General features: G+C 70.2%; 13 protein-coding genes and 2 pseudogenes. 5 read left to right on the top strand and 10 right to left on the bottom strand.

Annotation, left to right across the window (positions count from 1 at the left end; all coding sequences use genetic code 11):
* Nucleotides 1-17 precede the first annotated feature (17 nt).
* The 4 genes and pseudogenes from QC029_RS11590 to QC029_RS31185 form a co-directional block, all read left to right on the top strand.
* Complete coding sequence (locus tag QC029_RS11590; protein WP_279555501.1) at nt 18-512, top strand: Chromate resistance protein ChrB; 495 nt, start codon at nt 18-20, stop codon at nt 510-512.
* The gene (locus QC029_RS11585; RefSeq protein WP_279555500.1) at nt 509-943 is read left to right on the top strand and encodes a chromate resistance protein ChrB domain-containing protein; all 435 of its coding nucleotides are present in this window, start codon (nt 509-511) and stop codon (nt 941-943) included. Before QC029_RS11590 ends, QC029_RS11585 begins: the two co-directional genes overlap by 4 nt.
* 422 nt (nt 944-1,365) lie before the next feature.
* The gene (locus tag QC029_RS11580; RefSeq protein WP_279555499.1) at nt 1,366-1,992 is read left to right on the top strand and encodes a hypothetical protein; all 627 of its coding nucleotides are present in this window, start codon (nt 1,366-1,368) and stop codon (nt 1,990-1,992) included.
* A gap of 82 nt (nt 1,993-2,074) precedes the next feature.
* Nucleotides 2,075-2,851: pseudogene (locus QC029_RS31185) on the top strand (hypothetical protein); the annotation flags it as partial.
* A gap of 38 nt (nt 2,852-2,889) precedes the next feature.
* On the opposite strand, the gene QC029_RS11575 reads toward QC029_RS31185, so the two are convergent.
* From QC029_RS11575 to QC029_RS11545, 7 genes are all read right to left on the bottom strand, one after another.
* Nucleotides 2,890-4,488 (bottom strand): amino acid adenylation domain-containing protein, encoded by a 1,599-nt coding sequence (locus tag QC029_RS11575; RefSeq protein ID WP_279555562.1) that lies wholly within the window; start codon nt 4,486-4,488, stop codon nt 2,890-2,892.
* A gap of 121 nt (nt 4,489-4,609) precedes the next feature.
* Nucleotides 4,610-5,407, bottom strand: a complete 798-nt coding sequence (locus QC029_RS11570) for a bifunctional 2-polyprenyl-6-hydroxyphenol methylase/3-demethylubiquinol 3-O-methyltransferase UbiG (protein ID WP_279555498.1) — start codon at nt 5,405-5,407, stop codon at nt 4,610-4,612.
* A gap of 15 nt (nt 5,408-5,422) precedes the next feature.
* The gene (locus QC029_RS11565) at nt 5,423-6,184 is read right to left on the bottom strand and encodes an alpha/beta fold hydrolase (RefSeq protein WP_279555497.1); all 762 of its coding nucleotides are present in this window, start codon (nt 6,182-6,184) and stop codon (nt 5,423-5,425) included.
* 6 nt (nt 6,185-6,190) lie between these two features.
* Nucleotides 6,191-6,514 carry an acyl carrier protein gene (locus tag QC029_RS11560; RefSeq protein ID WP_279555496.1) on the bottom strand — a complete coding sequence of 108 codons (324 nt, stop codon included), beginning with the start codon at nt 6,512-6,514 and terminating at the stop codon, nt 6,191-6,193.
* Nucleotides 6,514-7,692: an acyl-CoA dehydrogenase family protein gene (locus QC029_RS11555; RefSeq protein WP_279555495.1), complete on the bottom strand. Its 1,179-nt coding sequence runs from the start codon at nt 7,690-7,692 to the stop codon at nt 6,514-6,516. Before QC029_RS11555 ends, QC029_RS11560 begins: the two co-directional genes overlap by 1 nt.
* A 1,932-nt stretch (nt 7,693-9,624) precedes the next feature.
* The gene (locus tag QC029_RS11550; RefSeq protein WP_279555494.1) at nt 9,625-10,467 is read right to left on the bottom strand and encodes an alpha/beta fold hydrolase; all 843 of its coding nucleotides are present in this window, start codon (nt 10,465-10,467) and stop codon (nt 9,625-9,627) included.
* A 4-nt stretch (nt 10,468-10,471) separates the two neighbouring features.
* On the bottom strand, nt 10,472-11,089 hold the full coding sequence (locus tag QC029_RS11545) for a dihydrofolate reductase family protein (RefSeq protein WP_279555493.1): 618 nt from the start codon (nt 11,087-11,089) through the stop codon (nt 10,472-10,474).
* Nucleotides 11,090-11,209: 120 nt separating this feature from the next.
* On the opposite strand from QC029_RS11545, the pseudogene QC029_RS11540 reads away from it, so the two are divergent.
* Nucleotides 11,210-11,473 (top strand): annotated as a pseudogene (locus tag QC029_RS11540) (ATP-binding protein); the annotation flags it as partial.
* A 61-nt stretch (nt 11,474-11,534) separates the two neighbouring features.
* On the opposite strand, the gene QC029_RS11535 reads toward QC029_RS11540, so the two are convergent.
* The 3 genes from QC029_RS11535 to QC029_RS11525 all read right to left on the bottom strand — a co-directional run bounded on the left by QC029_RS11535 (nt 11,535) and on the right by QC029_RS11525 (nt 14,063).
* On the bottom strand, nt 11,535-11,837 hold the full coding sequence (locus QC029_RS11535; protein ID WP_279555492.1) for a hypothetical protein: 303 nt from the start codon (nt 11,835-11,837) through the stop codon (nt 11,535-11,537).
* Nucleotides 11,838-11,974: 137 nt separating this feature from the next.
* A complete protein-coding gene (locus QC029_RS11530; protein WP_279555491.1) occupies nt 11,975-12,397 on the bottom strand; it encodes a DUF4259 domain-containing protein in 423 nt (140 codons plus the stop codon).
* 271 nt (nt 12,398-12,668) lie between these two features.
* On the bottom strand, nt 12,669-14,063 hold the full coding sequence (locus tag QC029_RS11525; protein ID WP_279555490.1) for an endo-1,4-beta-xylanase: 1,395 nt from the start codon (nt 14,061-14,063) through the stop codon (nt 12,669-12,671).
* Nucleotides 14,064-14,418 lie beyond the last annotated feature (355 nt).

Here is a 14,418-nt window from a genome sequence, read left to right as displayed (position 1 = left end):
GCCCCTGGCCTCCTCGCGTGAGCGGCCCGGACACCGAGCAGCGGCAGTGGGTGCTGCTCTCCTACCGCCTGCCCCGGGAACCTTCCACCCCGCGTATCACCGTGTGGCGCAAGCTCAAGCGCCTGGGCGTCGCGCAGATCAGCGACGGCCTCATCGCGCTTCCCGCCGACGCCCGCACCCGTGAGCAGCTGGAATGGATCGCCGAGGAGGTCACCGACTCCGGGGGCACCGCCACCGTGTGGATCGCCCACCCGTCCACCGCCGGCGACGAACAGCAGCTCATCGACGCCATGGCACAGGCCCGCGCCGCCGAGTACCAGCAGGTGCACACCGAGGCCGAAGCCGCCCGCGAGGGGGACGACGCCGAACGGCGGCGCGCGCTGACCAGGCTGCGCGCCGAACTGCGACGTATCCAGCGCCGCGACTACTTCCCCCCACCCGACCGGCAGGCGGCGGAACAAGCCGTCAACGCCCTGCACCCCGCCAACACCACGAAAGGGAGCACCCCATGAAGTGGGCCACCCGCACTGGCATCCACATCGACCGCGCCGCCTGCGCCTGGCTGATCCGCCGCTTCGTCGACCCCGACGCCGAGTTCGTGTTCGTCACCGACCCCACCCACGTCCCCGCCGACGCCACCCCCTTCGACATGCGCGGCGCCGCACTCGGACACCACCACGGCGACTGCAGCTTCGAGAGCATCCTGCGCGTCCACCACCTGACCGACGACCCCGCTCTGCGACGCATCGCGGACATCGTCCACGAAGCCGACATCGACGACGAACGCTTCGACGCCCCCGAAGCCCCCGGCCTCGACGTCGTCCTGCGTGGCCTGTCCATGACCGGCGACGACACCCACACCATGACCGTCGCCAACCACATCTTCGACGGCCTCTACGAGTACTACCGGCGCGCCACCTCCCTGGGCCGCGAACCCGCCTGAGAACCGGACAAGGCGGCGGGGCGCCCACAGTCTTCCCTCGCCGGACAGCCCGCCCCCAACCCCAACGGGTTCTCTCCAGCTCAGCAGGATGAGATCTGGAGACGCCGGCGCGGGGGCAGTCGTTCAGCTTGATCGGGCGGGCGCTCAGGGCGCCGATGCAAAACACTCGCCGGTTCCTGTACCAGAGCGGTGGGTCCGCCTCACCCCGCCCCGCAGCAGCGATCAGAACGGCATTTGACCGGCAGCGAGCACGAAGAGATATCCCGCGGCATCGCCGCCGGGGAATCCGCCCGGCAGCAGCCCGGGCGGGGCGCACCCATCCCCAAGCTCCTGTCACGATCCCGTCACACAGCGACGCCGGGTGCTGCCCGTGCGGCAGGCTGCCCGTGTCCGCCAGCAAGTCACACCAGGAGCCACCCTTCATGCGTGCCCGTACCGCCGCTGCCGCTGCCGCCGCTGTCCTTCTGCCGCTGACCGCCTGCGAGCCGACCAGGACCGACACGGGCGCCCCCACCCCGTCCGTGAGCGTGCCCACCACCCCGCCCACCGGCGAGGCCCCGAAGACCGCCGAGCTGCCCGACCTCGCCGGGAAGGGCCTGCAGACCGCTCAGGACACCGCGCAGGAAGCCGGGTTCTACAACCTCACCTCCCACGACGCCACCGGCCGTGGCCGCATGCAGATCTCCGACCGCGGATGGAAGGTCTGCTTCCAGACGCCCGCCCCGGGCGAGCACCCCGTCACCGGAAAGATCGACTTCGGCACCGTGAAGCTGGAAGAGGACTGCCCCGCCAGCGACGCCGGCGCCGAGTCGGCCAAGCCCGCCGACGACGGGAAGATGCCGAACCTCGTCGGGAAGTCCGTGCGGGCCGCCTTCGACACCCTCCCGTCCAACGCGTCGATTCAGACCACCGACGCGTCCGGGCAGGACCGCATCGTCCTCAACGGCGCGAACTGGAAGGTCTGCACCCAGACCCCGGCCGCCGGCGCCGCGTTCGACGGCGAACCCGTCACTCTCAGGACCGTCAAGTACGAAGAGACCTGCCCATAGCCCCAGGGCGCGCACCCGGCGCACTGGTCGGCGCGCGACTCTCAACGCCCACCCGGCGCGGGCGTACCGTGAAAAGCACCTGATGGACAAGCGCGGCCTGGACTGCGACCGGCACCTTCGGCACATGGACGACCTCGTGCTGCCGTGGCCATCGTCAACCACGTCCATCCCGGCGCCGAGCAGGAGCTCGCGGCGGCGCTCGCCGCGCGGGAGACCGGGCGTGAACGGCGCCTTCCCGCTGCACCCGGGCCGGCACGCGCTGGCGACGGTGACCGATCCGGGAGAGCACGCCGCATACGTCCGGCAGCGCGAACCGGCCACGACGCCGGCAGACCCGAACGGCATCGTTCTGGTCTGCCGGCGGCACACAATGGAACACCTCGCCTCCCGCTACCGGACCCGGAGGCTCGACTGGGTCCGTGGGGACCTCCGCGTCCCGGAGCACGAGGGCCGAACGCTCGGCGTCTACCGGAACTTCGACCTCGGTGCCCCCGCACCCGCTCCGGTGATAGAACAGCTCGTCGCGCTCGGGGCGCGTCGCGTCATCACGGTGGGCACTGCCGCCTCGCTCCGCGCGGACCTTCACGCCGGCGAAGTGGTGGTGTGCGACAGCGCGCTGCGCGAGGAAGGCGTCTCCCACCATTGTCTGCCTCCCGGAACCCGTGCCAGGCCATCCCGGTCCCTGACCGAGCACCTTGCCCGCACTCTGCGCGCCCCGGGCATGGCCGTGCGGTGCGGGACCGGTTGGACCAGGGATGCGCCCTACCGGGAGACCGCCGCCGAGGTCACCCGCTACGGCGACCTCGGCGTCCTGACCGCCGACGTGGAGGCCGCGGCGGTGTTCGCCGTCGCCCGCCACCGGGGCACCCCGGAGGCACCGAACGTACGGCCCGGCCCTCAACTGGGCGATGGGGACTGGCTGGTCGGCGTGACAGGAGCAGCCGGGGCGTCCGTCCGGCTCGACAGCTCGTCGGCGAGCATCTGTCGGTCGATCTTTCCGGTGCTACCACGCGGTAGTCTGTCGATGAACTCGAAATCGGGAATCATGTACTGCGGCAACTGGTCGGAGCAGTGCTGACGCAGCGCCGCCGGGTCGCGTGGGCCAACTGCGACGACGAAGGCGACGAGGCGATTGGTGATCTCTTCGTCCGGGACGGCGAGTACGGCGCATTCGACGACGGATTCCGCGGTGCAGAGGGCTGCCTCGATCTCGCCGAGTTCGATGCGGTAGCCGCGGCTCTTGACCTGCTGGTCGCGCCGACCCAGGAATTCGAAGTCGCCTTCCGGTGTCGTTCGCACGATGTCGCCGGTGCGGTAGGCGAGTTCCGCCGCGTGGTGGACGGCGTGGATGAGCGATCGCTCCGTCCGGTCACGATCCCCCCAGTACCCGCGCATCACTGTGGGCCCGGAGACCAGCAGTTCGCCGGGCTCGCCGCAGCCGACCGGGTGGCCGTCGGGACCGATCACGTCCGCGGTGACTCCGTCGATGGGGCGACCGATCGGGATCGGTTCGGTCTTGTCCTGCGGCAGTTCGGGAACGGCGTACCACGTGCAGACGTTGGTCTCGGTGGGACCGTAGAGGTTGGCAAAACGGGTGTTCGGCATCAGGTTCATCACCTGGCGAAGCCGCGGTGTCGGGAAGACCTCTCCCGCGAACAGCACGGTGCGTAGGCGCGGAAAGGCACCCTGATCGATGTTCCCGTTGCGGACGATCTGATGCAACGCCGTGGGGACCGAGTACCACACCGTGATCTCTGCGGTGGCGATGATGCGGGCGACCTCGACAGGAAAGGCCGTCGCCCAGGGCGCGATCAGGACGACGGCGGCCGCGGTGCGGACTGCGGCGTACAGGTCGAAGACCGACAAGTCGAAGTGCAGTGGGGCGTGGCTCGAAAGCCGGTCCCGCTCGGTGATCTCGAACGCCCGAACGGCCCAGTCGACGAAGGCCAGCGCACTGCGGTGAGTGTGCATGACTCCCTTGGGTCGGCCGGTCGAGCCCGAGGTGTAGAGGATGTATGAGAGGGCATCGGAGTTCGCGAACACCGGTGGCGGGGTGTCAGGCCGGGCCGCCAGGTCAAGGGCGTCGAGACATCGGACCGCGCCAAGGGTGTCAGTCGGGGATTCGCCATCGAGAGCGACGATCGCGCGGACACCGGAGTGCGCGGTGACCAGATCCCGCCAGGTCCTGTGTCGATCGGCGGTGCTCAGCAGCGCTGCGATTTCACAATCGGCGGCGACACCGCATAGCCGTGACAGGGGCGCACGCACGTCCAAGGGCACGTAGGAGGCACCGGTCTTGAGGATTCCGTAGATTCCCGCGACGGCCGCGGCGGACTTGTCCAGGAACAGCGCCACGCGGTCGCCGGGGATGACGCCCTGCTCGCACAGCAGGTTCGCGATGCGGCTGGACCAGATGTCGAGTTCCGCGTACGAAACGACGCGGTCTCCGTCGATGATGGCGGGTCGGTCCCCGTGCCGCCGGGCTGCCGCTGACAGGGCACCGTGCAGGGTCTGAGGCGGGCCGCCCCCGGCGTCGTCCGGGAGGATGCGGTCGTTGCTTTCCGAAGTGATGTCGGGCCTCCGCTCATGCAGCCGCTCATCGCGAACGGTCCAGGCGTCACTGTCTCTGCCCCCATGAGGTGATCATGGGGAGCGATAGTTCCAGCCGGTCGGGGTCATTCAGCTCGCTGAGCGCGTCCTTGATGGTGGCTGCGGAGACAGCGGCGTGTTCCTGGATCTGCGGTTGCACCTTGGAGATGGTGGCGGACCAGAAGTCGGCCAGCGGTGTCTTGGCGCGGAATGCTGGTGTGTCCGCCCTGAGTCCGATGTTCCTGAGTCCCAGCGAGGCGAGCGACGCGGCGTGACGCCTGCCGAAGTTCATGTCCGAACCGGCGATATGTGCCATGGTGCGGCACAGTCCGACGAGGACTTGCTCATAGGCGGAAGTGGGGGCGGGCGTTCCCAACTCGGCGAAATCGCTGACGACGATCCATCCGCCGGGCCGTGTCCAGGAGTACATGCGGCGCAGCACGTCCTCGCGAGCCGGGATGTGTCCGAGAGTGAATCGCGCGTGGACGATGTCGAATCGCCCTGGATCGAAATCCGGCGCGGTGATGTCCGCTTGCTGTGCAGTGAGGCCCGCGCCGGGTGTGATGGCAGATATGTCGAGATCTACAGCGTGGACGCTCCCCTTGCCTGAGGTGACGTCGGCGATCCATCTGACGAGATGCCCCGGCCCGCTTCCCAGGTCGAGGATCCTACGCGCCTGCAGGACGAGGGGTTGCAGGACAGCTCGGCTGGCCGGGTCGTATCCGGCCGAGAGCGCCCGTAGTCGGCATGCCTCCGATTGGTCACCGCCGGGGAAGTAGTCGGCGTAACCATTCCCGCCGGGGGAAGGCGTGCGTGCCGCATTCATGAGATCACACCTTTTTCACTGCATCCCCAGCAGGAACTTCGCGATGTACCCTTCCACGGCATCCGGCATTTCCAGGTGGGGGTCATGGCCGCAAGCCTCCAGATCTATACGCGTCACAGGCGATGGAACCCTGGCTTGCAGGAGGTCCAGTTGCGCCATTGTGCCGGCCTGGTCCTCCACACCCTGCATGACGAGGACGGGACAGTCGATGCGCTCGGCATACGCGGAGATGTCGAAATCCTGGAACGCCTCCGAGGTCCAGATGTCGCTCCAGGGGCGGAAGACTCCGGCCGGATCGGGGTGGTAGAGCGCGAGTCGCGAAGCCAGCTCACCGTCGGCGAAGCTCTGCCGCAGCGCCATCAGCCTGGTGCGGGTGGCTGAATCGATGAAGGAATGCGGTGCCAGCAGGATGAGCCCGGACAGGTCCGCCCGCCCGCTGCCGGCGTGGATGATGCCGATCGAGGCCCCATCGCAGTGGCCGACCAGGACAGGTCGAACTAGCCGGAGCCGGTCGATCAGTTCCGGCAGAACCCGCATCGCCTCGTCGTGAAGGAACGCCTTGCTCCGCGGTACGGCACACGGGCCCGAGCCGCCGTAGCCGTATCGGGAGTAGGACACCACATCCCGGCCGGTGAGCCGGGCGAGCCTTCGCGGGAACGCGCCCCACGAAACAGCGCTTCCCAGCCCCTCGTGGAGCATGACCATCGGGCTGAGGGATGAACCGCCCGGCACCCGGAAGTATTCGACGGGACCGTTTTCCAAGGTCAGATTTTCCATGATTTCTCACAACCTGGTGTCGTCCGGCGCCGCATCCGCATCTCGGCAGCGTCGCACGAGATCAGCGATGTGGTGAACTGTCCGGAAGTTTCCACCATTGACGTCCGCCGCGCTCACCTTGATGTGGAAGGTCCGTTCGAGGAAGGCAATCAGACGGGTCACGGTGAGAGAGTTCAGTAGTCCCCATTCCAGAATCGGGGAGCTGTCCGTGATTTCCAGCTCTCCATCCGCGGCCGTCACCAGGGTCGCGATATATTCCCGTATGAGCAGACGGATCTCACGGTCACAGGAGCTCGCCCCATCGCCTTCCGGCCGGCTCGTGTCGGTCATCAGAAAGCCCGATCGTGGTCGATGCGGATGGGTTCGGCCTGCGTGATCCCCAGTTCGGAGGAAATGATGTCGTACTGCATCTCGGTGCTGCCTGAGAAGAGCGAGGCCGGAAGGGCGTCGACGACGCTGTGGCCGAGCGGGCTGTTCCCCCAGATTCCGAGGCTTCCGAAGAGGTGTGTGGCCGTCGTGCTCACGTCCAGTGCCAGCTGGCTCACCGACACTTTCGCCATCGACGCCGGCGTCAGCGACTTGTCGCCCTGGTCCAGGAGCCAACAGGCTCGGTAGACGAGAAGCCTGCCGGCTTCCAGCCGCACGTGCAGCCGGGCGAGCGTGTGGGCGACGGCTTGGTGCTGGGCGAGCGGCCTGTCGAACTGCTTCCGGGCGGCACAGTGGTCGGAAGTGAGCGAGAGAAGGCGCTTGGCGGTCCCGAGGTAGATCGCGGTGAGACAGGAGCGTTCCCATTGCATGGTTCGCTTGAATATCGACATGCCAGCGCCCTCCGGCCCGAGGAGGTTCTCCCGGCCCACCCGGCACTCGACCAGATCGACGTACCCGGCGGGGCAGCTGTGCAGCCCGACCTTTTCCTGGGGCGGCCCGACGATCAGGCCGTGCGTGCCTTTGGGGACGACGAACGCCGAGATACCCAAAGCTCCCAATGAAGGATCCGTGCGGGCATAGATGACGAACACGTCGGCGGCAGGACCGTTGCTCACGAACGATTTGCGCCCATTGAGCACATATCCGTCATCGCAGCGTTCGGCGGTGGTACTGAGCGAGAACACATCGGATCCCGCCTGTTCCTCGGTGACGCCATTGGCTCCGACCCACTGCCCCGAGCTGAGCCGCGGCAGACAGGTCTCCTTCATCTCGGGGCTGCCGAACTCCGCGATGGGCATGCCGCAGGCCAACAGGTGCGCTGCGGCGCTGAACGCCAGACCCGTATCGGAACAGGCGAACCCCATGGTCTCGAAGGCGTTCGCTGTGCTCAGCGCGCCCATACCCCGGCCGCCGTACTCGGTCGGCATGGCCCAGCCCAGCAATCCCGCCTTCCCGCACAGCGACCACTCAGCGGCGGTGAAGGACCTGCCGCGCTCGCCCGGTGACAGCTGCCACGATGCGATCTCCTCGACAAGCTCCTCGGCGAGCAGGCGCTCTTCACGTGACCAACCGAAGTCCATGTGTGTTGCCTCCCCTCGCTCGACGTGACGTGGTGGGACTCCGCCGCACGCGAACACCGCGCCGCACTCGGCCAGTCGATCAACGACGTGCAGGTCGGCGGTTGGCTGTGCACTGTCTCGCTACCCCGCTGCCCGGCCTCCGAAGCCCACCCTCCCAAGCCCGCCGGAACTGCAAGACGGTCGGCTCTGTCTCACATCCGGTAGTGACGGGCAGTAACGGCGGCGACAGGCAGGACATCGATCATGAACTCACAGTTCCGCGCGCCACGGCGGTCGCTCTCCGGAGGCCGACCGATCGGCTCGGTGTCTGTCCACGGGAGTTCGGCGCGACGGACTCAGCGACTCCGATGCATCGCCATCCACTTCGGAGCATCGAGGTCAGAGCACCGACCGCACCCTTCGCGAGGCAGAGCTACCCCATGCTCACGATCCGCCGTCACCGAATGCAAGACAGAGCCGACCGTCTTGCAGTCCCGGACCGCGAGCGGCAGCATGCCTACGGCCCTCGTCCGTCCAGGCGGTCGTACGGTTGCCGACGAACCGAGTTGCCGCGCTGTGCCGTCGCCGGGAGCGTGTGCGTCAACCAGCAGCACATCGCCGAAACCGGGTCCGTGGCCCTCGACGTCACTGCCGAGGAAGCCCTCAGGTGGGGCGGACAGATGCGGAACAGGGCCGTTATGGAGGGCTGCCGTGAAAGCGACGGCAGATGCACGGGAATGCCATGGCTGGTGCGCCGGCTGCGAGGAGCGCTCTTCGAGCGGGCCGGTACGGCCCCTTCGTGGGTGCCATGGGCTCACGCTTCAGCGTCTGGCCATGCCAAACGGACCGCATGTCAGTGGGCGGCCGGTGCCCCGGTGCGCTCGGTCTCGTCCTGTACGAGCAGGGAGGCGACGGCTGTCTGGAGATTCGGGGCACGGTCAACGACGCAGCCCTCTCATGACGACCGTGTCTGCTGGTCGGGGTCCAGCATGATAGGCACCCAGGACGCGCGCTCGCCCTGGCGAACGGATGCCGCTGTTCGCCGTCCACGCTGCGTGTACGTCGCCGACTGAACCGCCGCCAGGGTGCGTCGGCAGCTCACTGTGGGCAACGCCGAGCTCCGAGCCCTGGCCACCGCCGCACGGGACCAGAAGCTTCAGCGCGCGCGGGTGACGGTGAGGCCCGCACGACAGGTTGCGCCGCTCAGCGCCTCCACCTCCGGCTCCGCCGTGCTGGAGGTGTCCCCACGCGGTCTGGGCCCGGACGTGATCAGGACGCCGACGGCCGCGTTCGACAGCGGCGCGGTCAGCCTCGGGGCAGACCCGCCTGCCAAACCGAACAGTCCGGTAGGGGCCGCGTAGTCGGCGATGCGGCGAGCGCTCCACCCTCAGTGCCCGACCCTCGTCCACGACCACGGCTGCCGCCTCCCGTCCCGTCCCCTGCCTCCGGGCGAGCCGGCCGAAATCCTCCTCGGCGACTTCCCGTTCCGACCACCTCCGGCGCCCGACCGGCGCGGCCTCGGCCGTCAGGCCGCCACTTTCGGTACCCGGATCGAACGGCTGAAAGGAGCACAGCGCCGCTGAAAGAGGGCCGGGGCTGCTCCGAAGGTGTGGGCGCCCGCTGTCCCCGCACCGTGTCCGGCGGCATCCCCACTCCCGCGCCGAGGCGGGAGTGGGGCGGGACGGGGTGCCGGTGAAGCAGTCCGGGCAGAGCCGGAGTCCGGTCAGGCCGGCATGAGGACGACGGCGTCGCCTGCTGCGGCGGCGCGGAGGGGCCGGGATCGCCGAGCCCCCGGGCGTCTCCCGGACCCCCTCCGCCAGTGCACGCCTGAACCGGCCGCGGGCCGGGTCTCCCCGGTGGAGGCTGCTCCCCGGTCGGCTCCACCCGCTCCGCGTCGGGCCGACCAGCCGAAGGGACCGGGTGGACGCCGGACGCCGCACCCCGCGCGGTCCCCTACCCGAGCGCGAGCATCGCCTCGGCGACCTCGCCGACCGCCGCGTCGGGGAGCGCGGTGGCGGCCGCCTCGAGGACGAGCAGCCGCGCCCCGGGAACCTCGCGTGCGATCGCCTCCCCGTTGCCGACGGGGAAGAACCGGTCGTGGCGACCGTGGACGACGAGCGTGGGGACCTCGATCCCGGGCAGGCGCTCGCGCCAGCGGGGTCCGCAGTCGAGCCTGGAGAACACCATGCCCATCTGGTTGGACATCTGGACCGGGGGCGCGGTGCCGGGCGTGCGGTCCCAGACGCGCGCGGCGATCGCACGCGCGGCGACGGGGTCGTCGCCGAGGATCGCCGCGCTGTCGGCGGCGAACCCCGCCACCGCCTCGCGGTCGGCCCAGTCGGGCATCGGAAGGGCGAACAGCCGGCTCATCGCCGCCCGGTCGTGGTCGGGGAGGTCATCGTCGGTCGGCCCGGGCGCGACAGCGCGGGTGCCGACCAAGGTGAGCGCCGAGAACGCGCTCGGGTGGTCGAGTGCGGCCACCTGGGCGACCATCCCGCCGACACCGATCCCCGCCAGGTGCGCGGGCCCGCCGCCGAGCGCGTCGGCGAGGGCGGCCGCGTCGGCGGCGAGGTCGCGCAGGGTGTAGGCGGGCGCCTCCGGGTCCGCCGTCGTCGACTCCCCGCTGTCGCGCAGGTCGTAGCGCACCGCGCGGCGTCCGCCGGCGGCAAGGCGCTCGCAGAGCGCGTCGGGCCAGGAGAGCATCGTGGTCCCGCCCGCGAGCAGGACGAGTGGGGCGTCGTCGTCACCGAACGACTCGACGCCCAAGCTGATCCCGTGAACGTTGACGGTGGTCATCGGATCACCGGAGGACGTCGTAGGTCAGGTGCGTCGCGTTCGATGTCGCGGTCACGCTCCGCTGCGCCAGCGTGTGCCGCGTTCCGCCGGTGAACAGCGGCGTCCCCGCGCCCAGCACGACGGGCGCCAGGTGCAGCGTCAGCGCATCCACCAGCCCGGCGTCCAGCGCCGAGGCGATCGTGGCGCCGCCGCCCATGAGGACGACGTCGAGGTCCTCGCCGCGGTCCGACGACGCCGCCTGCGCGCGCTCGCGCGCGGCGTCGACGGCGTCGGGCAGACCGGTGGTGACAAACGTCCAGTCGAGGCCGGTGAGCCGCACCGACTCCGGCGGTGAGCTCGTCACCACCACGAGCGCGGGCTTGCCGACCTCGCCGGCGCCGTAGCCGGACGTGTCGTCCCAGCCCTTCGGCCCGTCGACCACGTCGAACAGCCGGCGGCCGAGAACGACGGCGCCCGAGCGGGCGGTCGCCTCGCGCAGGATCCGGCGGTCGTCGGGGTCGTCGGAGAACGCCCAGGTGTGGAGGGCTTCGCCACCGGTCCCCAGTCCGTTGTCCGGGCCGGGGTCGGGTCCGGTGACGAAACCGTCCAGGGAGGCCGAGATGTCAGCGATGATACGAGTCATACCAAGGCAGACCCGATCTCCCGTCCGAACTCATCGCCCGCGCGTCAAGCGGGGGCCCGGCGCTCCGGGATCGCCGAGGCCGGTCGCGTGCGGTCACGGACGGGAGGCGGGCTCGACGGCCTGCTCCGCGTCGATGAGCTCGGCCGCACGGAACCGGACCGCCGCGGCGCCGAACTCCTCTTCCGGACCCGGACCGAGCGCGAGGAGAGGAACAGCGTGGCCGTCGCCTCCAACGAGTCCTTCCCCGGCTGGACCGGGACGTTCACCGACCCCCGTCTCCGCGCGGCCGTCATCGACCGTCTGGTCTTCAACGGCACGATCGCCGAGACCGGCACCGACTCCTGCCGCCTCGCCTCCGCCCGGACCCGGGCCAAGGAGCCCGCCAGGCCGGTTGACCTCCGCGGATCCCGCCCCCGGGCCCGCCGCCCCGGTCGGCGAAGCGGCCTCACTGCTCGTCGGGACCGCCCTCGTGCTCCGGATCGGCCATGAACTGATCGTGCACCCTCAGCTCACGCCCCCTGCCCGGGCTCGCCAGTACGATCGTCTTCGCCGCACCAAGCGCCGTGGGGCCCGCCCCAAGCAGCTCGCGCGTGACAACCACCGCATCAAGCAACTCGATTCGGCGCTCGCTCAGCAGACGCTGCACCGCAGCCATCCCGTCGTCATCCGCCGACAGCGGCCGGCACTCCTCGACGAGCGCCTCGAGCCGAGCCGCCCTCTCCGGACGCAGCCCTCCGATCGCCGTCACGCCGTCCCTCCCCCCGGACCGGCCCTCCCCCGATCACCTCGAAGCCGGCGACTGCCGGACGGCCGAACGGGCGGGAGGCGCTGCGAGGGTCAGGGTGCCGTCGATTCCCGGATTCCCGCTCACTTTCCGTGATGCGGTCACCGTCGGTGGCCGGCGCTTGTTCCGAGGTCCCGCATGATCCGTTGCACTTCCTGGCGCCACTGTTCGGCGTCGGCCTCGTCCACCCGGCCCGCCGCCGACTGCGAGGCGTCCTGGAGCACCCGATGCAGTGCCCGCCCGGCCGACGTGCGGAGCGATGCGGGCAGCTCGGGCAGCGGTTCCCTCGGGCCGTCCTCAGGATCGATCGCGATCCGGCTGCCCGGGATGGTACTGGCCACGAGCGCGGCTGCGGCCACCGCTTCGGTGCCGTCTCCGCCGTCCACGCGCGCTGCGGAGCCCGTGACCCGCCGGAAGGCCCGCTCGAGCACGTCGACGACCTGCTGAGGGGCGAGTCCTTCGAGTTCACCGACGAAGTCCGCGGCGAGGTCGCTGTCGAACGGACCGGTCCCCCACGTTCCCATGCACGGCTCCTGGTATCGCTGTCCCGGGCGGAGGCAGTATTCCAGTGACCACCGACATCGGTCTCGGGGCGGCGGAGGATCCATCCGGCGGCCGAGCGGGGCGAGGGGGCCGGGCCGCCGCCGGGCGGGGTGACGTCCGTTTGGGGCGCGGGTGGGCGCGGACGCGTCCGCGGTGAGCCGAGGACCGGAGTACGGGTCCGGCCGTGGGGGTCCGCCCGCCTCACCGGCTCCTCCCGACACGGCGAGCCGTCGGCAGACGGACGTCAGCCCACTACGCCGAAGTCCTGGATGGCCGACCAGGGGTACAGGTCAGGTCCGCCGGGGTGTCGGCCGTGCCTCCGCCCTGGAGGCCGAAGGTGGTGCTGCCGTTGCTGCTGAGAGTGCCGTTGTAGCTGGCGTTGCGGACGGTGACGCCCCGCCCGTCGACGGTGAGGTTTCCGTTCCACACGTGGCTGATGGACTGGCCGCTGGGCAGCGTCCAGGTGACGGTCCAGCCGGCGATCGGCGCGGTGTGATTGTTCCTGACGGTGATCTCGGCGGTGAAGCCCCCCTGCCACCGGCTGGTGACGCGGTGGACAGCGGTGCAGCTGCCGCCGGGGGCGGGGCTGCCGCCGTTGAGCGCGGCGGCGATGGCATGGTAGGCGGGCTTCTTGGCGAAGTTCTCGTCCCATGGCAGGGCGGCGCCCTGGCCGGGGAAGACGGAGGGGACCCAGGAGTACTTGTCGGTGTAGTCCCAGAGGGTGATGCCGACGCACCGGGAGACCGCCAGGCACGCCTCGACCACGGTGCCGTAGTCGGTCGCCTGCTGGGCGTCCTTGGCGGCGGTGCGCGGCAGGGTCATGCGGATGTCGAGTTCGGTGAGGGCGACGTCGACGCCCAGGTCGGCGAAGCGCCGGATGTTCTGCTGGAGGCTTGCCGGGACCTGGCCGGCGATCAGGTGGGCCTGCATGCCGACGCCGTCGATGGGGATGCCCTGGGCCTTGAAGGACTTCACCATCTCGTAGACGGCATCGCTCTTGGGGCCGATGCCTTCGATGTTGTAGTCGTTGTAGTAGAGCTCGGCGTCCGGGTCGGCGGCGCGGGCGGCCTTGAAGGCCTCGGCGATGTAACTGTCGCCGATCTTCTGCTGGAAGACCGACTGCCGGCGGCTGCCGTCCTCCTCGAACGCCTCGTTGACCACGTCCCAGTGGATCAGCCGGCCCTTGAAGTGGTCGACTTCATGGGTGACGTGGTTGCGCATGACCCCGAGGAGTTGGCCGGCCGGCACGTCGTTGACCCAGCTCGGCAGTTGGTTGTGCCACACCAGGGTGTGTCCGCGCACCGACTGGCCGTTGGACTCGGCCAGGTCGACTATCTCCTCGGCGGCGGTGTAGTCGAACCGGCCCTGGGAGGGCTCGGTGTACTGCCACTTCATGGTGTTGCCGACGGTGATCTGGCTGAACTCGCTGCCCAGGATCTGCGTGTACTGGGTGTCGGACAGCTCGGGGTTGTCCGTGGCGGAGCCGAAGTAACGGCCCTCGGCCCCGGCCAGTTCGCCCAGGGTGGCGGTGTCGGCGTAGGCCGGGTGAGCGGGCGCGACCGCGGTCAAGCCGACCGACAGGGTCACCAACGCTGTGGCGAGGAGGCCGGTCGTGCGGCGTCCTCGGATCGGGCGGTGGCGGAACATGGTTCTCCTCCGATTCGGAAACGTCCGGGTTTCGTGTGTTGCCGTGGCGGCGGGACAGCGGACCGATCCGGCCCCCTCCCGGTTCCTCTCCGCGGACGGGACGTGTCACCTGCTGAGGCCGAGGCCCGGGTGGGCTCCATCCGGCTCCTCCCCCGGCATCCCGGCCGCCGCGGGCGCGCGTGGTACGGGTCGCGGAGAAGCTGGATGGAGCAGCGCAGCGGTCGGGACACCGGCCCGGTCCGGACAGGCCGCGCCGCCCGGCGCGGAGGGCGCCGGGCGGCTGCGGCGAGCCGCTGCGGCCGAGGCAGCCGGACCGAGCCGGGCTGGTGCCCCCCCCCCCCCCCCCCCCCCCGGG

It is taken from the genome of Streptomyces sp. DH37, assembly GCF_029813835.1.
Lineage (GTDB): Bacteria > Actinomycetota > Actinomycetes > Streptomycetales > Streptomycetaceae > Streptomyces.
The sequence above is the reverse complement of the archived record's forward strand: the minus strand, read 5'-3'. Positions and strand labels throughout refer to the sequence as shown.